At 67.4% G+C, this 20,210-nt stretch carries 20 protein-coding genes; 13 read left to right on the top strand and 7 right to left on the bottom strand.

Annotated elements, in window-relative coordinates; translation table 11 throughout:
- The first annotated feature begins 3 nt into the window (after positions 1–3).
- On the top strand, positions 4–933 hold the full coding sequence (gene kce / locus C507_RS0119150) for a 3,5-dioxohexanoate:acetyl-CoA acetone transferase (RefSeq protein ID WP_018701339.1): 930 nt from the start codon (positions 4–6) through the stop codon (positions 931–933).
- 123 nt (positions 934–1,056) lie between these two features.
- Here the strand turns inward: kce and C507_RS0119155 are convergent, their stop codons facing one another.
- From C507_RS0119155 to C507_RS0119185, 7 genes are read right to left on the bottom strand one after another with little or no spacing between them, the layout of a single operon-like run.
- Entirely contained in the window at positions 1,057–2,016 is a 960-nt protein-coding gene (locus tag C507_RS0119155) for a D-2-hydroxyacid dehydrogenase (protein WP_018701340.1), read from the bottom strand.
- Complete coding sequence (locus C507_RS0119160; protein ID WP_018701341.1) at positions 2,013–3,074, bottom strand: Ldh family oxidoreductase; 1,062 nt, start codon at positions 3,072–3,074, stop codon at positions 2,013–2,015. Before C507_RS0119160 ends, C507_RS0119155 begins: the two co-directional genes overlap by 4 nt.
- Positions 3,071–3,961 carry an NAD(P)-dependent oxidoreductase gene (locus C507_RS0119165; protein WP_018701342.1) on the bottom strand — a complete coding sequence of 297 codons (891 nt, stop codon included), beginning with the start codon at positions 3,959–3,961 and terminating at the stop codon, positions 3,071–3,073. Before C507_RS0119165 ends, C507_RS0119160 begins: the two co-directional genes overlap by 4 nt.
- Entirely contained in the window at positions 3,954–5,474 is a 1,521-nt protein-coding gene (locus C507_RS0119170; RefSeq protein WP_018701343.1) for a tripartite tricarboxylate transporter permease, read from the bottom strand. Before C507_RS0119170 ends, C507_RS0119165 begins: the two co-directional genes overlap by 8 nt.
- 22 nt (positions 5,475–5,496) lie before the next feature.
- The gene (locus C507_RS0119175) at positions 5,497–5,955 is read right to left on the bottom strand and encodes a tripartite tricarboxylate transporter TctB family protein (protein ID WP_018701344.1); all 459 of its coding nucleotides are present in this window, start codon (positions 5,953–5,955) and stop codon (positions 5,497–5,499) included.
- Complete coding sequence (locus C507_RS0119180) at positions 5,955–6,950, bottom strand: Bug family tripartite tricarboxylate transporter substrate binding protein (RefSeq protein ID WP_018701345.1); 996 nt, start codon at positions 6,948–6,950, stop codon at positions 5,955–5,957. Before C507_RS0119180 ends, C507_RS0119175 begins: the two co-directional genes overlap by 1 nt.
- Positions 6,951–7,005: 55 nt before the next feature.
- Positions 7,006–7,692, bottom strand: coding sequence for an RraA family protein (locus tag C507_RS0119185; protein WP_018701346.1), 687 nt, complete (start codon positions 7,690–7,692; stop codon positions 7,006–7,008).
- Positions 7,693–7,797: 105 nt separating this feature from the next.
- Between C507_RS0119185 and C507_RS0119190 the strand changes: the two genes are divergently transcribed.
- From C507_RS0119190 to C507_RS0119245, 12 genes are all read left to right on the top strand, one after another.
- Positions 7,798–8,688 (top strand): LysR family transcriptional regulator, encoded by an 891-nt coding sequence (locus C507_RS0119190; protein ID WP_026319256.1) that lies wholly within the window; start codon positions 7,798–7,800, stop codon positions 8,686–8,688.
- A 141-nt stretch (positions 8,689–8,829) separates the two neighbouring features.
- Positions 8,830–10,482, top strand: coding sequence for an ABC transporter ATP-binding protein/permease (locus C507_RS0119195; RefSeq protein ID WP_018701348.1), 1,653 nt, complete (start codon positions 8,830–8,832; stop codon positions 10,480–10,482).
- Entirely contained in the window at positions 10,479–12,092 is a 1,614-nt protein-coding gene (locus C507_RS0119200) for an amino acid ABC transporter ATP-binding/permease protein (RefSeq protein ID WP_018701349.1), read from the top strand. The genes C507_RS0119195 and C507_RS0119200 overlap by 4 nt, the downstream gene beginning before the upstream one ends.
- 206 nt (positions 12,093–12,298) lie before the next feature.
- Complete coding sequence (locus tag C507_RS0119205; RefSeq protein WP_018701350.1) at positions 12,299–13,915, top strand: cytochrome ubiquinol oxidase subunit I; 1,617 nt, start codon at positions 12,299–12,301, stop codon at positions 13,913–13,915.
- Positions 13,912–15,075 (top strand): cytochrome d ubiquinol oxidase subunit II, encoded by a 1,164-nt coding sequence (gene cydB / locus C507_RS0119210; protein ID WP_018701351.1) that lies wholly within the window; start codon positions 13,912–13,914, stop codon positions 15,073–15,075. Before C507_RS0119205 ends, cydB begins: the two co-directional genes overlap by 4 nt.
- A 16-nt stretch (positions 15,076–15,091) precedes the next feature.
- Positions 15,092–15,229 (top strand): cytochrome bd-I oxidase subunit CydX, encoded by a 138-nt coding sequence (gene cydX / locus C507_RS22115; protein WP_018701352.1) that lies wholly within the window; start codon positions 15,092–15,094, stop codon positions 15,227–15,229.
- A gap of 204 nt (positions 15,230–15,433) precedes the next feature.
- Positions 15,434–15,982, top strand: a complete 549-nt coding sequence (locus C507_RS0119220) for a YeeE/YedE thiosulfate transporter family protein (RefSeq protein WP_018701353.1) — start codon at positions 15,434–15,436, stop codon at positions 15,980–15,982.
- A gap of 3 nt (positions 15,983–15,985) precedes the next feature.
- Positions 15,986–16,573, top strand: a complete 588-nt coding sequence (locus C507_RS0119225) for a YeeE/YedE thiosulfate transporter family protein (protein WP_018701354.1) — start codon at positions 15,986–15,988, stop codon at positions 16,571–16,573.
- A gap of 87 nt (positions 16,574–16,660) precedes the next feature.
- Positions 16,661–17,965, top strand: a complete 1,305-nt coding sequence (locus tag C507_RS0119230) for an NAD(P)/FAD-dependent oxidoreductase (RefSeq protein WP_026319257.1) — start codon at positions 16,661–16,663, stop codon at positions 17,963–17,965.
- A gap of 13 nt (positions 17,966–17,978) precedes the next feature.
- The gene (locus tag C507_RS0119235) at positions 17,979–18,347 is read left to right on the top strand and encodes a DUF5368 domain-containing protein (RefSeq protein ID WP_018701356.1); all 369 of its coding nucleotides are present in this window, start codon (positions 17,979–17,981) and stop codon (positions 18,345–18,347) included.
- 47 nt (positions 18,348–18,394) lie between these two features.
- Positions 18,395–18,886 carry a bacterioferritin gene (locus tag C507_RS0119240; protein WP_018701357.1) on the top strand — a complete coding sequence of 164 codons (492 nt, stop codon included), beginning with the start codon at positions 18,395–18,397 and terminating at the stop codon, positions 18,884–18,886.
- Positions 18,887–19,161: 275 nt separating this feature from the next.
- Positions 19,162–20,133, top strand: a complete 972-nt coding sequence (locus C507_RS0119245) for an SLAC1 anion channel family protein (RefSeq protein ID WP_018701358.1) — start codon at positions 19,162–19,164, stop codon at positions 20,131–20,133.
- Positions 20,134–20,210: the final 77 nt, after the last annotated feature.

A 20,210-nucleotide genomic window follows, 5' to 3' on the forward strand; every position in this document is an offset into this window, starting at 1 on the left:
GACATGGCCCGCAAGAAGACCATCATCACCTGCGCCATCACCGGCGCGATCCACACGCCCACCATGTCCGACGCGCTGCCCTATACGCCCGAGGACATCGCCCGGCAGGCCATCGATGCGGCGGAAGCCGGCGCCGCGATCCTGCATCTGCACGCCCGCAAGCCGGACAACGGCGCCGTCTCCACCAGCATCGAGGATTTCGAGCGCTTCCTGCCGGTGATCAAGCAGTCGACCGACGCAGTGATCAACATCTCCACCGGCGGCAGCCTGCAGATGACCATCGAGGACCGGATCGCGCCGGCCAACCGGTTCTCGCCGGAGATGTGCTCGCTGAACATGGGCTCGATCAACTTCTCCTTCCATCCGCTGGCCAAGCGCTACGACGAGTGGAAGTTCGACTGGGAGAAGGACTACGTCGCCAACTCCGACACCTACATCTTCCGCAACACCTTCCGCGACATCGCCCAGGTGGCGAACACGCTGGGCCCGCAGGGCATCAAGTTCGAGCACGAGTGCTACGATGTCGGCCACCTCTACAATCTGAAGTTCGGCATGGACACGGGCCTGTTCCAGGCACCGATCTTCCTGCAGTTCGTGCTCGGCATCCTGGGCGGCATCGGCGCGGAGGTGGACAATCTGGTGTTCATGAAGCGCACCGCGGACCGGCTGTTCGGCGACAATTACCAGTGGTCGGTGCTGGGCGCGGGCGCGGCGCAGATGCCGCTGGCAACGACGGCTGCGCAACTCGGCGGCAACGTGCGCGTCGGGCTGGAGGATTCGCTGTTCGTCGGGCGCGGACAGCTGGCCGCCTCCAACGCCGAGCAGGTCACCAAGATCCGCCGGATCCTGGAGGACCTCGGCCACGAGATCGCCACCCCGGACGAGGCCCGCGAGATGCTGGCGCTCAAGGGGGGCGACCGGGTGAACTTCTAGGCGGGCGCAGGCCCGGCGCAGAACAAGCGGCGACAAACGCACCCCAACAGGGGGAAACGAGACACGGTCGGGTGCACCAACTGCCGGCGGGCGTCCCCGTCGCCCGGCAGCGCACCCTGCGCCTCAGCCCACCACGTTGATGGGATCGCCTGCGGCAAAGGCCTCGATCATTGCCGTTACCTGGTCGGCGACGGCCTGGACCGCCTCGCTGCTGGCCCAGGCCACGTGCGGCGTGAGGATGACATCGTCGCGCACCGCCAACCGCCGCATGACTTGATCGGGCCCCGGCGGTTCGGTTGTGGCGACGTCGAAGCCGGCGCCGGAGATCAGGCCCCCCTCCAGCGCCCGCTCCAGTGCCGCCTCGTCGACCAGGCCGCCGCGGGCCGTGTTGATCAGCAACGGCCGGCGCTTCATCAGCGCGAACTCGCGATCGGAGATCATGTGCCGGGTGGCCGGCATCAGCGGGCAGTGGAGGGTGATGACGTCGGCTGTCCGCATCACCTCGTCGAAGGGGGTGTAGAGCGGTCCCATCCCCTCGACGCCCTTGTAGGCGGAGAACAGGATCTCCATTCCGAAGGCCTCGCCAATGCGGCCGACGGCCCGGCCGAGCGAGCCGTCGCCAATGATGCCGAGGCGCGAGCCGGCGAGGTCGGCGATCGGATAGTCGAAATAGCAGAACTGGTCGGCAGCCTCCCATCGCCCGTCGATTACGGACTGCCGGTAGGGAACCAGGCTGCGGCGCAGGGCCAGCATCAGCGAGAAGGTGTGCTCCGGAACCGTGGTGGTGGCGTATTCGCGCACGTTGCAGACCGTCACACCAGCCACTTTGCAGGCCGCGATGTCGACCTTGTCGGTGCCGGTGGCGGCCACCACGATGAGCTTCAGGCGGTTCGCCGCCGCAAGCTCCTCCGCTCCGATGGCCACCTTGTTGAGGACCACAATGTCGGCGTCGACAATCCGGCTGGCGACGTCTTCCGGCGCCGTCCGGTCGTGCTCGACAAGCGTGTGCGGCACTTCGGGCGGCCGCAGGCGGGTCTCCGGCCGCAGCGTGTCGCGATCGAGGACGACGATGGACAGGGTCATGCCTGCACCGTGGCCTGGAGCGGCGGCGCACCGACCTGCCGGGCGATCGCGTCGAGATCCGCCAGGACGTTCGGGGGCAGGGCGATCCCTTCCGCCTGCATGGCCGCCGTGCGCTGCATCTCGATCTCGCCCGGCATCAGGATGGCGTCGTGACCTTCCGCAAGGGCGCTCTTTTTCAGCATGCCGACGAGCTCGCCCACGCGTTCGCCGTGGCGGTCACCGGCCGCACCCCGGGTCGCATCGATGACGATGAAGACGTGGGCGTTGTCCTGGGTCAGCTCCCAGTCGGAGTAGAGGTTGCCCATGTCGCCGGCGAAGCGGCCGCCGGCGAGTACGCCTGCCATGACCTCGACCATGATCGCCAACGCGGAACCCTTGGCGCCGGCCATCGGCAGCACCACACCCTTTTCCGCGGCGCCCGCGTCGGTGGTGGGGCGGCCATCCTTGTCGAGCGCCCAACCCTCCGGAATGGCGTCGCCGCGCTTGGCGGCCTCGACGATCTTGCCGCGCGCCACAAGGGCTGTCGCCATGTCGAGGAGCACGGGAGCGTCGCCCGCCGCCGGCGTGCCGAACGCGATCGGGTTCGTGCCGATCACCGGCTCGCGGCCGCCGAAGACCGCCATGGAGGGCGGTGCGTTGGTCATGGCAAAGGCGATGCAGCCCGCCTCGATGGCGCGCTCCACGTAGTAGGACCCGGCGCCGTTGTGATTGGAGTGACCGACGGATGCGATGGAGATCCCCGTTTCCTTCGCCGCGTCGATGGCCGCGTCGATGGCCTGCAGCGATACGACGGGACCCGGCCCGTTGTCGCCGTCCACCACGAGGAAGCCCGGTGCCGTTCGGGTGATCTTCACGCTCGGGTGGGCGTTCACCACCCCGGCCTTGATCCGCTGCGAGTAGATCGGGATGCGGGTCACGCCGTGCGAGGCATGGCCGCGCAGATCGGCATGAATAAGCACGTCGGTGACGATCTCCGCATCCTCGTCCGCCAGGCCGGCGGCCATGAAGACGCGGTTGGAGAAGCTGCGAACCGTGTCGATCGGGAAAAGCTCGGTCATTCCTGCGGCTCCGCACCGTTCATGAGGTCGTAGAAGAGGCCGAGGGCGGCGCTGTCCTTCTTGGCGAAGCCGGCGTTGCAGGCCGCGGTCATCAGCTGATGGGCGAGCGTGGTCGCCGGCTGGGCGCGGTGCTCCGTGGCGCCAATCGTCGCTGCGATGCCCAGATCCTTGCGCATCAGTTCGGCGCGGAAGCCGCCATCCAGAGCCTTGTCGATGTAGCGCTTGGCGTGCATCTCCAGCACTCCGGAGCGGGCGGCGCCCGTGGACAGCACCTCGCGCATCACGTCCGGGTCGACGCCGCCGCTGCGCGCCATCGCAACGGCTTCGCAGGCACCCATCAGGTTCACCGCAACCATCAGCTGGTTGCAGGCCTTGATGGTCTGGCCGGCGCCGAACGGGCCGACGTGGTGGATGTTCTTGCCCATCGCCTCCAGGACGGGGCGGGCGCGTTCGATGTCGGCTTCCTCGCCGCCGACCATGATCGTCAGCGTGCCGTCGGTCGCGCCCTTGGCGCCGCCGGACACGGGCGCATCGATCATCCGGGCACCGGCTGCGCCAATGCGAGCCGCGGCCTCGCGCGCCTCCGAAGGCGCGATGGTCGAGCAATCGATGAGAAGTCCGTCGGCCCAGTCGGCGGCCGCCAGGCCGGAATCGCCTTCCACGACACCCTGCAGGGCAGGGGAATCCGGCACGCACGTCACAACGATCCGGGCGGCGGCGGCAACCTCCCGCGGCGTGGCGACCACGGTCGCACCCTCGGCGCGGAACGCCTCCGCCTTCTCCGGCGACGTCGTCGTGACGACCAGCGGCAGGCCGGCCTTCAGGATATTGCGCGCCATCCCGGCGCCCATCACGCCGAGGCCGATGAAGCCGATCGGGTCAGCCATTCTCTTGCTCCTTGTCCGGTCGGGCCGCGGCACGGCCCTTCAGGTCGCGCCAGAAGGCCAGCGCGAACGCGGCGGCGACGATCGCCGCCAGGGTGAGGGTCACGGGGTTGGTGAAGAACGGCTCGAACGAGCCCTCCGAGCGCGTCAGCGCCTGGCGCAGGGCCTCCTCGAATGGCCGCGTGATGATGAAGGTGATCAGAAGGGGCGCCACCGGCACGCCGGTCCGGTTGAAGACGAAGCCCATGATGCCGGCGCCGAACATCACCCAGACGTCGATGATGTTGTTTCGGGCCACGTAGGCGCCAGCGATGCAGATCAGCGCCACCGACGGCATCAGGTAGATCTTCGGGATCCGCAGCGTCATCGCCAGCGGCCGGATCGCCATGAAGCCGAGCACGGCCATCAGCATGGTGGCGAACAGCAGCGCCAGGTAGATCGTGTAGACCACCTGCGGGTTGGTGATGAAGATCAGCGGGCCGGGCGTGACGCCCTGCAGAACCAGGGCGCCAAGCAGGATCGCGGTGACCGCGTCGCCGGGAATGCCGAGCGCCAGTGTCGGGATGAAGGTCGCTCCGACCACGGCATTGTTCGCGCTTTCCGAAGCGGCCACGCCGCGCACGTCGCCTTTGCCGAACTGGCTCTTGTCGCGGGCGGCGCGCTTGGCGTCGCCGTAGGCCAGGAAGGAGGCGATGGTGGCACCGATGCCCGGCAGGATGCCGATGGACGAGCCGATGGCGGAGGCCCGCACGACCGGAAATGCGATCAGCTTCAGGTCCTTGCCGGTGATGCGGTTGCGTGCCCGGTCCTCGCCGTCAAGGTTGAACTTGCCCACCGCCTGGCGGAAGCCCCGGGTCGCTTCCTCGAGGATCTCGGCAAGTGCGAAAAGCCCCACCAGCAGCGGCACGTACGTCAGCCCGTCCATGAGCGAGGTTTGGCCGAAGGTGAAGCGCGGCGTGCCCAGCATCGGGTCGGAACCGATGGTGGCGAGCACCATGCCGACCGCTGCCGACAGGAGGCCCTTGGCGAGGGAAGCACCGGAGAGGATGCCGATGACGAAGAAGGTGAAGAGCAGCAGCGAGGCGATTTCCACCGGTCCGAAGCTCAGTGCGAAGCTGGCCAGTTCCGGCGCCACCATCACCAGCAGGATCACCGAGAACGTCGCCCCGAACAGCGAGCCGATGAGCGAGATCCGGAGTGCCTTGGTGGCCAGCCCCTGCTGGGCCATGGGAAAGCCGTCGAAGATGGTGGCGGCGGAGGCGGGCGTCCCGGGCGCGTTGAGCAGGATGGCGGAGACCGAACCGCCGAAGATGCCGGAGCCGTAGAGGCCGATCAGCAGCACAAGCGCCTGGTCGGTCGGCATGAAAATGGTCAGCGGGACGGCAAGCGCCACCGCGATGTTGACGGACAGGCCCGGAATTGCGCCGATGACCAGGCCGACGGCCACGGACAGGAGCAGCGTGAGGAAGACCGCGGGCTCGGTGAACCCGCCGAGGGCAAGGGTGAAGGGATCCATGTCGGCTCGCGGACGTCCCGGCTCAGAAGAAGGGAGCCTGGGGAAGCGGTATGAGGAACACCTTGCGCAGCACCTGATCGATGAGGATCGGAAGCGCGAGGACGAGGATCAGCGCGATCCACCAGCGCGTGGCGCGGTAGACGAGGAACACGGCGACGAGGAAGCCGGTGGCCGCCGGCAGGAAGCCGATACGCGGCATCAGGATGGCAGTGACGGCGACCAGGAGCGCGAACACGGCCCCACCGAACAGGCCCTCGCCGAACGAGGCTGCGGGGACCGTGCGGCGGCCCTGGGCGAGGACGGCGATCGAGAAGATCGCCACCATCGCCCCGGCGAAGGTTGGCAGGGCCGTTGGCCCCACCGTGTAGAAGTCGCCTGTGCCGAGCGCCGTCTGCGCGCGCCCGACCTCCGGAACGAGAATGCCGAGATAGACGGCGGCTCCGGCCAGGAGAACGAGCGCGAGGACGCGATCGGCTGCCATCACTGGTTGGCGGCCTTGTCCGCGTCGGCGGCGCCGTCGGCGTTCAGGGCGCCGGCAATGGAGTCGGACATGTCACCCATGGCCTTCTCGAAGTCCGGGCCTGACAGATAGCCGGGGGTGATCTTGGCGCGGCTCGCGAGACGGTCGAACGTCTCGGAATCCATGGCCTTCTTGAAGCGCTCGCGGAGATATTCGGTGGCCGCGTCCGGCGTTCCGGCCGGAGCGACAAGCCCCTTCATGTTCTCCAGATTCACGTCGTAGCCGAGCTCGGTGAGCGTGGGCACGTCCGGGATTTGCTCGGCGCGGTCGGAGGTGGTCGCCACGGCGTTGACCGTTCCGGCCGCCACCTGCGCGGCGGCATCGCCCGGCGTGATGATGGTCATGTCGACATGGCCGCCGAGAAGCGCGGCGAGCGCCGGGGCGCCACCCTGGTAGGGGATGTGCTTCAGGTCGATGTCGGCCTCGTCGGCGAACACCAGGAAGGCGGAGTGCAGGATGCCGCCCGGACCCGACGAGCCGTAGGCGAGCTCGCCCGGGTTCTCCTTGGCGCGCTCGACGATCGCCTCGACGGAATCGAGACCGCTGCCGGCCTTTGTGACGATGACCATGTGCTCGCGGTTGACGCGGAGTACGCCCTTGAACTGGTCGAGCGAGTAGTTGGTCTCGCGGTGGTTCGGAACCGAAGTCGATTCGGAGCCACCGGCGACGAGCAGCGTGTGGCCGTCGGGCTCGGCGTTCGCCACCAGCTCGGCGGCCAGCGTTCCCGACGCACCCGGCCGGTTCACCACCACCAGCGGCACGTCGAAGTGCTCCTGGGCCGCCGACGCGATGAGACGCGCGGTCTGGTCGGTGCCGCCACCCGGCGCGAAGCCGACGACGATCTGGATGGGGCGTTCCGGCTTCCACTCCCCGTCCTGGGCGTTTGCCGGGGCCAGCGCGATGGCCGTCATGGCCGCGCCGGCAAGGCCGGCCTTGATGAGATTGCGAATGGTCATGTCGTCTCCCTAGGTGAGTGATGGTCTGCTTATTGTTGTCGGGACGCGATGGCTATCAGATGCCGTCGCATCCCCTTTCGCGAAGAAGCTTGTCCACCCAGGCACGGTCCCAGCCGTCTCCGGCAATGGCCGCCTGGATCTTCGCTTCGTTCTCCACCTGCTTCTGGGCAAGCGGCAGAATGTCGGGGGCCGCCTCGCGCGGAATGGCGAGGACGCCGTCCTGGTCGCCGATGATGATGTCGCCGGATGCGACGACCATGCCGTCGAGCGAAATCGGCAGGCCGACCTCGCCGGGACCGTCCTTGTAGGGGCCGCGGTGGCTGACGCCGGCGGCGAAGACCGGGAAGGTGTCGGCGCCGAGGACATCCATGTCGCGCGTGGCCCCGTTGATGACGAAGCCGACGACGCCGCGGCTGCGGGCATGGGTGATGATCAGTTCGCCGATCAGGGCGTTGGTGAGATCGCCGCCGGCGTCCACCACGATCACGTCGCCCGGGCGGGCCTCGTCGGCCGCCTTGTGGATCATCAGGTTGTCGCCCGGCCGCGTCTTCACGGTGAGGGCGGTGCCGGCCAGGCGACCCTTGCCGTCGCGGAACTGGTGCATCGGACGGACGGCGGGACCTGCCGCCGTCATGCGACCCATGTTGTCGCTGATGATGGCCGTCGGAATGTCGGCGAATGCCTTGACGAGTGACCCGTCGGCGCGCTCGTGACCACGTACGACGCGGAAGCCAATACCCACGCTCAGTCCTCCCTATGGGTTTCCTTTTGCGCAGAGCTTGTCCGGCCGTTACGATGCGGTCAAATAGCGTTTTGGCACTGTATTGATAACGGTTCGGCATCAATCATGATCGAGACACGATTGCTGCGCTCCTTCACCGTGGTTGCGGAGGAATTGCATTTCGGCCGAGCCGCGCGTCGGCTGTCCATTGCCCAGCCTGCGCTTACCCGCCAGGTCCAGCAGTTGGAGGAGCGGCTCAGCGTGGCGCTGTTCGTGCGCTCCGCGCGCCGTGTGGCGCTGACGGCAGCCGGCCGTATCTTCCTGCAGCGTGCCCGTGCCATTCTCAATCAGATCGAGGAGGCGGGAGCGGAGGCGCGGCGTGTCGAGGCGGGGCAGGAGGGCATCGTCCGTGTCGGCTTCATTCATTCGTCGACCTACGGCATCGCCCCGACGATCATCCGCCGCTTTCGCAGCCGCTTTCCCTCGGTGCTTCTCGACCTGCACGAGATGCCCATCGACGCCCAGGTGGCGGCGCTCATCGACGGAACCATCGATGTCGGCATTCTGCGGACGCCGCTGGCCGATCCGCGCCTGACCAGCCGGGTACTGGCCAGCGAATGCTTCGTCATCGCATTGCCGGACACCCATCCGCTGGCCGACCGGGCCAGCGTACCGCTCGCGGCTGTGGCATCGGAGACCTTCATCTTCTTCACCCAGGAGCGCAGCCCGCTCCTCTACGAGACCATCAATGCCATGTGCCGGGAGGCGGGGTTCGCCCCGCGGGTGGAGCAGCACGCGACGCAGATCCACACCATGCTCGGCCTCGTGGCCGCCGGCCTCGGCATCGCCATCGTGCCGGACGTGGCGCGCAAGCTGATGCTGCCCAATGTGACCTTCTGCGAGATCGCGGACGACGCCCGGACGGTGGATGTCGCGCTCGGCTGGCGGATCACCGACGACAATCCGGCGGTTTCCGCCTTCGTCGCGATCACGACCGGGACCGGTGGAGAGGCGTGACACGGGGGCATTGGGTCGCGGGGCGGGGCGATGGCAAAACGGCGCGCGCGCACTAGACTTAGCGACCGAACGAGACCACGGACGATCACCGGGTTGCCGGTGCGGTCGATCTCATTGCGAACCAGTGGATAGAAACGGCGCGTGTCAGCGACCAGCCAGCGACAAAGGGCGAAGGAGCGGATCATCGCGCCGGTTGCCCGTGACCTCAGGATCGCGGGGGCGCTTTCGGTATTCGCCGGCGCGCTCTGGCCTGTCCAGGCGGCGGCCATCGCCTGGGCGGTCGCGGGCTGGACGCAAGGGTTGCCGCCCATGGAGCGTGCCTGGCCTGCGGCAGTGGTGTTCGTTGCCTGCGGCGTCGTCCGCGCCGCGATCGAGCACCACTCCGGCGGCATCCTTTTCCGCGCCGCCGACCGCACCATTGCCCGCGAGCGGGCGGCCCTGATCCAGCGCGAGGCCCGGGCGTCGGCCGCGGAGGGCTCCGCCTCGGTCGCCTCGCTCGTGGTGCAGAAGCTGCCGCTGCTCGGGCCTTGGATCACGCGGTATCACGTCGCGATGATGCGGGTCTCGATCCTGCCGCTGCTGCTCGTTGCGCTGGCCTTCTGGATCTCCTGGGTGGCGGGCCTCGTGCTGCTGGTAGCCGGGCCCCTGATCCCCGTCTTCATGGCGCTGGTCGGCATGGCCGCCGAGGATGCCTCGCGCCGGCAGATGGACGAGATCGGGTCCATGAACGACATGCTCATGGACCGGCTGTCGGCCATGCTCGACATCCGCCTACTCGGCGCCGCGGACCGGGCCGCCGAGGACTTCTCGGAGCGGGCCGAAACGCTCCGCGAGCGGACCATGGAGGTCCTGCGCATCGCCTTCCTGTCCTCCACGGTGCTGGAGCTCTTCTCCGCGATCGGCGTGGCGATGGTTGCCGTTTTCGTCGGGTTCATGCTGCTCGGCGCGGTGGGCTACGGCTTCTGGGGCACGCCGCTGACGCTGGGCGAGGGTTTGTTCCTGCTCCTGATCGCGCCGGATTTCTTCCAGCCCATGCGCGATCTCGCCGCCGCCTGGCACGATCGGGCGGCGGGCTATGCGGTGGTCGCTGACCTCGACGCCCTCGATGCCGAGGAGCGGATCCCGTTCGTCGGGGAGGGGCGCGCCATTGCGCCCCTGCCGGGGCCGCTGTCGCTGGAGTTAAAGGGCGCGGTTGCCGTTCTGCGCGGGGTGGACGTGGCACTGCCCGACCTTGCCCTGAAGGCCGGCGAAACCCTGGCTCTGACCGGCCCGAGCGGGGTCGGCAAGAGCACTGCGCTTGCCGCGATCGCCGGTCTGGCGCCGCTGCGCTCCGGCCGCATCAGTGTTTGCGGCGCCACCCTCGATGCAGCAACCGCCGATGCCTGGCGTGCCCGCCTCGCGTTGGTGCCGCAGCGACCGCACTTTCCCGACCTGAGCCTCGGCGAGTGGCTCGACGTGCGCGGCACCGGTGCGGATCCGTGGCACGCGCTGCGTCTTGCCGACGCCGAGGGGATCGTCGAGCGTTTGCCGGAAGGCCTGGCCACGCGTCTCGGCGAGACCGGAGGTGGCGTGTCCGGCGGCGAAGCGCGCCGGCTGATGATCGCCCGCGCCGTCATGGCCGGTGGCGACCTCGTCCTGGCCGACGAGCCCACCGCCGATCTCGATTCCGAAACGGCGGAGCGCATCATCGCGGCGCTGAAGCGTCTCAACGCGGAGGGACGGGCCGTCATCGTGGCCACGCACGACCCGGTGCTTGCTGCCGTCATGGACCGTCAGCTGGAGATCGCGCCGTGAAGCCCGTTCTGCGCATCGTTCGGCTGCTTCTCTCTGCCGCGCCCTGGGCGATGGCGCGTGGCGCCGCACTCTCGGTGGTCGTGCTTCTCATGGGCGCGGCGCTCCTCGCCCTGTCAGGCTGGTTCATCACCGCGACCGGGCTGGCGGGCCTCGCCGGCATCGGCATCGCCTTCGACGTCTTTCGTCCCTCCGCCGGTGTCCGCTTTCTGGCGCTCGGCCGGACCGCCGCCCGCTATGGCGAGCGCCTGCTGACCCACGATGCGACCCTGCGCGCGCTGGCGGCCCTGCGGGTCACGCTGCTCAGGCGTCACACCGGCGCCGATGCCCGGGCGCTGATGGGGCTGCGTAGCGAGAGTGCGCTCACCCGGATCGTCTCCGACGTCGATGCGCTGGACGGGCTGATCCTGCGTCTGGTGCTGCCGGTCGGTGCGGCCATCGCCACGCATCTCATCGTCTTCGCAGCGCTCGGCTGGATCGTCGGCTGGCCGGTGGCGCTGGTGGTGCTTGCGGGCACCGTCCCGGTCTCCGTGCTTATCCTTTGGCGGCTGGCGCTGCGCGGCATCGTGCCGTCGGCCCGGATCGAAGAGGAGGGGCAGAGCCTGCGCCGGGGCGTTATCGACACCATCCGCGACCGGGACGCCCTGATCCTCTCCGGTGCCCTGCCGCGCCGCGAGGAGGGGCTGCTTGATATCGATGCCTCGGTGCGGGCCGCCACCGCAGCACTCGACCGGGCCGAACGGTCCTCCGGCTTCCTCCTGTCCAGCCTCATCGCCGTCGTCGCTGCGGCGGCCTTCCTGGCCGGCGGGTCGCTGCTTGCTGCAGGGCAGGTGGATGCGGCGGTCGCCGTCATCGGCCTGTTCGTATCACTTGCGCTGGCCGAGGCCGTGCTGCCGTTGCGGCGCGGATTCGCCGAGCTGGGCCGAATGGTCGGCGCGGCCCGGCGCATCGAGCCCGACAATGTTGCGCCGACCCGGCAGCCGGGCACTGGGCGCGGAGAAGGGCAGGCTGTGCTGACAGTGGTGCGGCCCGACTTCCGTCTTTCGCTTTCCGCGGGTGAAGCCGTGGCGCTGACCGGACCGTCCGGGGCCGGCAAGACGACGCTGCTGATGCAGATCGCGGGGCTCGCCGACGCCACGGATATCCGGGTGAAGGGACTGCCCCCTCGCGACTGGGACGATCCGGCACTCCGCGACGTCGTCACGGCGCTGCCGCAGCGCAGCGCCCTTCTTGCGGGCACCATCTGGGACAATCTCGCGCTGGCCGGCGAGACCGATCCCTCGGCCATGTGGGCGGCACTGGAGGCCGTGGCGCTGGCCGATGCCATCGAGGCGCGCGGCGGCCTGGAAATGCGACTTGGCGAGGGCGGTGCGGGACTTTCCGGCGGGCAGTTCCGGCGTCTGGCGCTCGCCCGCGCCGTGTTGCGCCGGCCAGAGCTCCTGCTTCTCGACGAGCCGGGCGAGGGGCTCGATGCGGACACCGCCAAGCGTGTCCTCGACAACGTGCGGGCCGCGCTTCCACAAGCCGCGATCCTGGCGGTCATGCATCGCGGCTTCGATCATGCGGTCTTCGACCGCACCGTGCGCCTCGGGCGCCCGGAGCAGATCTCCTGAGCCCTCAAATTTCGGCGCAATGTGCCGTCCCGGCTGCGACCTTCCGTCCCTACTGTTGATCCTCTTCAAGGCGCGCTCTGCCGCACCCGGTTTCGGTGACGATGTCACCAAGGCGCAGTCGGTGGCCGGCGTATGGCAGCCACGGCGTTCGGTGCGACCTCGCCAGACACCCGTGGTCGCTGCGCCGGGTTTGAGGAGATGTTGGAATGGAGCTCGATATCGTCGAGCTGTCTCGCCTCCAGTTCGCGATGACAGCGATGTATCACTTCCTCTTCGTGCCGCTGACGCTGGGCCTGTCAGTCCTCGTCGCGATCATGGAGACCGTTTACGTCATGACCGGCCGTCCGATCTGGCGGCAGATGACCAAGTTCTGGGGTGCGCTCTTCGGCATCAACTTCGTGCTGGGCGTTGCTACCGGGATCACCATGGAATTCCAGTTCGGCATGAACTGGAGCTACTACAGCCACTACGTCGGCGACATCTTCGGCGCGCCGCTGGCGATCGAGGGCCTGATGGCCTTCTTCCTCGAGGCGACATTCGTCGGGCTGTTCTTCTTTGGCTGGGACAAGCTCTCCCGCCGCGCCCACCTGACCGTCACCTGGCTGGTCGCCATCGGCTCGAACTTCTCCGCGCTGTGGATCCTGATCGCCAACGGCTGGATGCAGAACCCGGTTGGCGCAGCCTTCAATCCCGACACCATGCGCATGGAGATGACGTCCTTTTTCGACGTGCTGTTCAACGAGGTGGCCCAGGCCAAGTTCGTGCACACCGTGTCCGCCGGCTACGTGACGGCCGCAGTCTTCGTGCTCGGCGTGTCGGCCTGGTACCTGCTGAATGACCGCCACACGCGCCTGGCCCGCCGCTCCATCACGGTGGCCGCCTCGTTCGGCCTGGCCGCGACGCTCTCCGTTGTCGTGCTGGGCGACGAGTCGGGCTACTCGGCGAGCCATACCCAGAAGATGAAGCTCGCCGCCATCGAGGGCATGTGGGAGACCCATTCGGCCCCGGCGCCGTTCACGGCGATCGGTTTTCCCGACAAGGAAGCTCGCGAGACCCACTATGCCATCGAGATCCCGCTGGTCATGGGGCTGATCGGCACGCGATCGCTCACCGAGGAAATTCCGGGCATCAACGACCTCGTGGATGAGGCAAGACGGCGGATCGAGAGCGGCATCGTCGCCTACGACGCGCTGATGACCATCCGCGAGAACCGCGACGCCACACCGGCGGCCGTCCGCGAGACCTTCGAGGCCAACTCGAACAATCTCGGCTTCGCCTTCCTGCTGCTGCGCTACATGGACGACCCGCGCGAGGCCACGGCCGAGGATATCGCCCGAGCCGCCGATGATACGATTCCTGGCGTGGCACCACTCTTCTGGGCCTTCCGGATCATGGTCGGTCTCGGCTTCGCCTTCATCGCGGTGATGGCCTACTTCTTCTGGCGCTCATCCTTCTGCCAGCAGAGCTATCCGCGCTGGGCGCTGCGGCTCGCCGTCCTAATCATTCCCGCTCCGTGGATCGCGGCCGAGCTCGGCTGGTTCGTGGCGGAGTTCGGCCGCCAGCCGTGGACGGTGGACGGTGTCTTGCCGACCGCGCTGTCGGTCAGCCACCTGAGCGTCCAGGACCTGATGCTGACGCTTGCCGGGTTCGTCACCTTCTACACGGTCCTCTTCATCATCGAGATGGGGCTGATGCTGAAATATATCCGCAAGGGTCCGTTCCAGGACGTGGAAGAAACCGAAGCCTGGGAGGCCCGGCACGAACACCGCCTGCGCACCCATGACGGCCAGGGGCCGTTCGCCGATCCGGAGTACGCGTCATGATCCTCTTCGAGTATGTCGACTACGGCCTTCTGCGCGTCATCTGGTGGGTGCTGCTCGGCGTCCTGCTCATCGGCTTCGCTCTCACCGACGGCTTCGACATGGGGGTGGGGGCGCTCTTGCCCTTCGTCGGCAGGACCGACGTGGAGCGGCGCGTGGTCATCAACACGGTCGGCCCGGTCTGGGAGGGCAACCAGGTCTGGTTCATCCTCGGAGGTGGCGCGATCTTCGCCGCCTGGCCGCCGCTCTACGCGGTGAGCTTCTCCGGCTTCTATCTGGCGATGTTCGCGGTGCTCGCCGCGCTCATCCTGCGGCCGGTCGCCTTCAAATACCGTTCCAAGCGCGAGGACGGGGCATGGCGCAGCGGCTGGGACTGGGCCCTTTTCGTCGGCGGTGCCGTCCCGGCGCTGATCTTCGGCGTCGCTGTCGGAAACGTGCTGCAGGGCGTGCCGTTCGAACTCACGCCGGATCTCTTCTCGCGCTACGAGGGCAGCTACTACGGAAAATTCTTCGGGCTTCTGAACCCGTTCGCGCTGCTGACCGGTGTCGTCTCGCTGGCCATGCTGCTCACCCACGGTGCCGCGTGGCTGTCGCTGAAGGCCGAAGGCCCAGTGGCCGAGCGGGCCAGAAGAATTGGCAGCGTGACCGGGTTCGTCACCATCGCGGGCTACGCTCTCGCCGGTGTCTGGCTGGCCTTTGGTATCCAGGGCTACGCCATCGTTGGCGAGGTCGTGACCGACGGGCCGTCCAACCCGCTCTACACGGAGGTGGAACGCACCGCGTCGTGGCTAGCCGCCTACTCGGAGCGTCCGTGGATTGCGATCGCGCCGATCCTCGGCTTCCTCGGCATGGCGCTCGCGGTACGCGGGCTCAGGGCGGGGCGCGAGGTGTCGACGCTGCTCTGGTCGAAGCTCGGCATCTTCGGCGCGATCTCCTCGGTCGGGCTGACGATGTTCCCGTTCATTCTGCCGTCCTCGATCAATGCGCGTTCGTCTCTCACGGTCTGGGACAGCTCGTCGTCCCATCTGACGCTGTTCATCATGCTGGTGGTCACGGTGATCTTCATGCCGCTGATCCTCGCCTACACGGCGTGGGTCTACAAAGTCCTGTGGGGCAAGGTCACCGAGGCCAGCGTCACCGGCGACACCCATAACGTCTACTGAGAACGGAGCACGCGGGATGTGGTACTTCGCCTGGCTTCTCGGCCTGCCGCTTGCGGCGATCTTCGCCGTCATGAACGCCATGTGGCTCGAACTCCAGCGCGACCGGGTGCTGGCGGACGAGCACGAGGAACGTGCACCGGCGGTCAGCCGGTAAGCGACGCAAAACAAGGGCCAGCACCGTGTGCCGGCCTTTTTTCGTTGAGGCCAGGGGCGCCAGGAAAGTTTCCGCTTCCTACGGTGACCAAGTCACCAAGCAACGTCTGCGTGTCGCGGTAGAAAATCCCGAACCGGCGGACCGGCGCGACGTCCGCTCCCAGGACGCCGGCTTCATCCCTGCAAGGAAACAGGAGATGTCGTCATGACGTGGGATTGGAAAATTGGAGGCGTTCTCCTCGGCGCGGTCTTCTTCGCGGCCGTCCTCCTGGTGAAACCCATCGGGGTCAGTACCCAGTTCGTCATCCTGGACGGGATCGTTGCCGATCTGGTCGCTCCGGACTTCATCAGCCAGGGCAACGACGGCTACACCTCGACCAACGCCTACATGGCCAAGTCCGGCGGAGCATATGCCCGGAACGCCGCGAACCCGCTGAACTACAGCTTCGTCTTCGTTCTGGCGATGGCCGGCGGCGCCTTTCTGTCGGCTCTGCTGAAGGGTGGGATCGGGCGTGACGAGCGGCGGTTGCCAGCCGTCTGGACGAGCAATTTCGGCGACACGCCCTGGAAGCGCTACGCGGTGGCCTTTCTCGGCGGCTTCGTCGTGCTCTACGGGGCGCGGCTCGCCGGCGGCTGCACCTCCGGGCACATGATGAGCGGCATGATGCAGACGTCGCTCTCTGGCTACATCTTCGCTGCCGGTGCCTTTCTGACCGCCATCCCCACCGCGCTTCTCATGTACCGGGAGGGCTGAGCCATGAGCCTCGGTCTCGCAATCGTCATCGGTGCCGCCTTCGGCTTCGTCCTCGACCGTGTCGGCGCCACCAACCCCAATGTCATCGTCGGCATGCTGTCGCTCCGGCGGCTTGCCCTGATGAAGACCATCCTGCTGGCCATCGGCACGGGTTCGATCCTGATGTTCGGCGGCCAGATGCTCGGCCTCGTCGAGGTCGGCCACATGTCGGTGAAGGCGGCCTATGCCGGTGTGTTCATCGGTGGCCTCATGCTGGGCCTTGGCTGGGCCGCGGCCGGCTACTGCCCCGGCACCGGCGTCGCCGCGGCCGCCACGGGCCGCCGGGATGCGCTGTTCTTCATCGCCGGCGGTCTGCTCGGCGCGGCAGCCTACATGGCCACCTATCCGACCTGGAAGGCCTCCGGCCTGCTCGACAGCGTCGCCGGCGGCAAGGTCACGCTCGGCCAGGTTCCGGGTGCAGCCTATGAAGGCATCCTGCCCGTGGCTGGCGATCTGCTCGGTATCGCCCTCGGCCTGGTGTTCGTCGTGATCGCCTTCGTGCTGCCGTCGCAGGTCGTGAGCGGCGGCACCCACGCCTTGCCTGCCGAATAACCAGGGAGCGGCAAGTCCGGTCAGGCCATGGGCCGCCAGGCGGCCTGGCCGACCGGACGCCCGCATCCCAAAACGAGGGAGGAAACCATGAACCGCAGGGAGTTCCTGTCGCTGAGTGCGCTTGGTGGCGCCGCCTCGCTGGCGCTGGTCGCGGAGCCGGGTCCGGCCGCGGCCACGGCGGTGCCGACCAGCGCGTCCATCGTCATCGTCGGGGCGGGGGCCGCCGGAACGGCACTCGCCAACCGTCTCGCGCGCCGTCTCGACGGGGCGAAGATCACCATTATCGATCCGCGCCGCGAGCACCTCTACCAGCCGGGGCTGACCCTCGTGGCCACCGGGCTCAAACCTGCCTCCTACGTGGTGTCGGATACCGCGCGCTGGCTGCCGGACGGCGTCACCTGGCTGCCCGAACGGGTGGCGGCCGTGGACGCTGAGGCGAAGACAGTCTCCACCCAGGGTGGCCAGACACTATCCTACGACTGGCTTGTGCTGGCTCCGGGCCTTGTTCTCGACAACGAGGCCATCGAGGGCTTCAGCCTCGATCTGGTCGGGCAGAACGGCATCGGCGCGCTCTACGCCGGCCCGGAGTATGCCGCGAGGACCTGGTCGGCTGCCTCGGCGTTCACCCGGGAGGGCGGTGTCGGCATCTTCACACGGCCGGCGACCGAGATGAAATGCGCCGGCGCCCCGCTCAAGCATACCTTCCTTGTCGATGACATCGCGCGCCGTGCGGGCAACGCCGGCAAGGTGGAGATGATCTACGCCGCCCCTCAGGAGGCCCTGTTCAGCGTCCCGATCGTCTCCGAGAAGGTGCGAATGCTTCTGGAGGATCGGCGCATCGGCACGCAGATGCAGCGAACGCTGACGGCCATCGATCCGGGCGCCCGCCGGGCGACCTTCGCCACCGGGAACGGGACCGAAGAGATCGATTACGACTACATTCACGTCATCCAGCCGCAGCGCGCACCGGACTTCGTGCGTCAGTCGGGCCTGTCCTGGGCAGACAAGTGGGTCGACCAGGGCTGGGTCGAGGTGGACCGGCAGACGCTGCGCCACCTGCGCTACCCGGACGTCTTCGCCCTGGGCGACGTCGCCGGGGTGCCGAAGGGCAAGACCGCGGCGAGCGTCAAGTGGCAGGTGCCGGTGGTCGAGGATCATCTCGTCGCTGCAATTGCAGGCGGTGAGGGAACCGCAACCTATGACGGCTACACGTCCTGCCCGATGATCACGCGGATCGGCCGGGCGATGCTGGTGGAGTTCGACTACAACAACGATTTGGTTCCGTCCTTCCCCGGTGTCATCGCACCGCTGGAGGAACTCTGGATCAGCTGGCTGATGAAGGAGGTGGCCCTGAAGGCCACCTACAACGCCATGCTGCGCGGCCGGGCTTAGGGGAGGGCACGCCATGAAGGATCTGACAGTCTCCACCCTGATTGCCGTGTTCGAAGAGATCTTCGGTCGTGGCGTCTTCTGGACGATGGTCACCGTCGCCGCGCTGGTGACGCTTGCCTACGTCTATGTGCTCGTCCGCGATCGCTCCGTCAGCTGGCGCAAGTTTCTGCTGGCGCAGCTCTCCATGCCGGTGGGCGCGGTGGCCGCCGTCTGGTTCGTGATGGTCATGACCCATTCGCAACTCTCCGATATCGGCGGGCCGATCGACGTGATCGTCTTGCTCGCCGTAGCCGTACTCGGAGCGGTGGGGATGGCCATTCTGGTCTACACGCTGGAGTCACTTCTTGGCTCGACGCGGACGGAGAGACGTCTCGATCCCTAGCTCCGGCCTGGAGGCCGGTCGACACTTACCCTGAAAGGAGGCTTTCCATGTCCAACGAGAAGATCGTCGAGTTCCTGCAGCAGGCCGTGAAGATGGAGCTCACGGCCGCGCACCAGTACCAGCTGCACGCCCATACTCTCGACGACTGGGGCCTGACCATCATGGCCGACAAGATGCGGGAAGAGATGGTGGAAGAGACGGGTCATTCAGACCTCTTCATCGACCGTCTGCTGTTCCTGAAGGCCGAGCCCGAGCTGGGCTTCTACAAGACGCCGAAGAAGGCGGAAAACCTGCAGGCTATGTTCCGCGCCGATCTCGCAGACGAGGAGGAGGCGATCGAGGTCTACACGCAGGCGGCACGCCACGCCGCCGATATCGGCGACATCGGTACGCGAACGCTGTTCGAGAAGATCGTCCTCGACGAGGAGGGCCACAAGGAGTGGCTGGAACTGCAGCTCGACCTGATCGAGCGCCTCGGCGAGAAGACTTACAGCGCCAAGCTCGTCTCGTTTGATCGCAAAGAGGACGAGGAAGACTGAGTTCGGTCTGCCGGGCGGCCATAAGCGGCTGCCCGGCCGTTCCGGTGCCGCCATTGGCGCACGACGTTGATGTCGAGCGCGAACATGGCTAACCAAGTCTTTGAGTTGAATGCGATTTGGCCGCGCGCTTGAGGTTTGGCATGAGCGGTTATTGAGCGCGCGGCGGAGGGCGCAGGGTAGCTGCCATTCCTGTCTCACCTCGCTTGTTCCTTTGCCGGCGCATGGTATTTGGTTAGCTGGCTATTCAGCCGGTGCTTTTGGCTGCGGAGAGCTTCATGACCCACACCGATGCTCTCGATGATCCGGTTTCGTCGACGCGACTGGAGCATTTCCCAATCAGCTTCTTCGGGATGAGCATGGGGCTCTTCGGTCTCGCGCTGGCCCTGCATGCCGCCGGCCTTGTTGCCGCATCGCACGTCGCCGGCTGGATCGCCTTCGCCGTCTTCGTCACGCTGTCGGGCCTCTATGTGGCCAAGCTGGTTCGGTATCCGTCGCGGGTGCGGGAGGAATGGGCCCATCCGGTCCGGCTCGCCTTCTTCCCGGCCATTTCCATCTCGCTGCTTCTGTTCGCGACCTTCCTGCACCATTCGGCGCCCGGGCTGGCGAACGTGGTCTGGATCGTCGCCGCCGTCTCTCAGGCGGCGCTCACCCTCATCGTCGTGACGGCGTGGATCTCGCATCGTGCCTTCGGGCCTGGCCATCTCTCGCCCGCCTGGTTCATTCCGGCGGTCGGCAACGTCATCGCACCCCTCGCCGGGGTGGAGCTGGGGCACCCGGAGGTCAGCTGGTATTTCTTCTCCGTCGGGCTCGTCTTTTGGCTCGTCCTGCTGACCCTGGTCTTCAATCGCCTGATCTTTCACGATCCTCTGCCGGAGCGGCTGCGCCCGACGCTGGTGATCCTCATCGCGCCGCCGGCCGTCGCGTTCCTTGCCTGGCTGCAGCTTTCCGGTGGAGAGGTGGGCGTGGTCGGGCGGCTCCTGATCAATATCGGCTACTTCTTCACCGCCCTGGTTGCCATCCAGGTGCCGGCGCTCCTGCGGCTTCCGTTCGCGTTGTCCTTCTGGGCCTTGTCGTTCCCGCTGGCGGCCATCACCTCGGCGAGCTTCCGCTTCGCCGCGCTGGAGAACGCACCCGTCCACTGGTTCGTGGGGATGGGCCTCCTGGTGCTGATTCTGCTCACCATCGCGGCGCTGGTCGTCAGAACGGTCCGGGCGGCGCTCGCAGGCGAGATCTGTCAGCCGGAGTAGGGGCGCCAGCGCGGAGCCCGATGGCTTCGGAAACCGGCTAGACTTGTCGCTTGTAACGAGAAGGGACGCGGCATTCA

The sequence above is a fragment of the Amorphus coralli DSM 19760 genome (assembly GCF_000374525.1).
GTDB classification, from domain to species: domain Bacteria; phylum Pseudomonadota; class Alphaproteobacteria; order Rhizobiales; family Amorphaceae; genus Amorphus; species Amorphus coralli.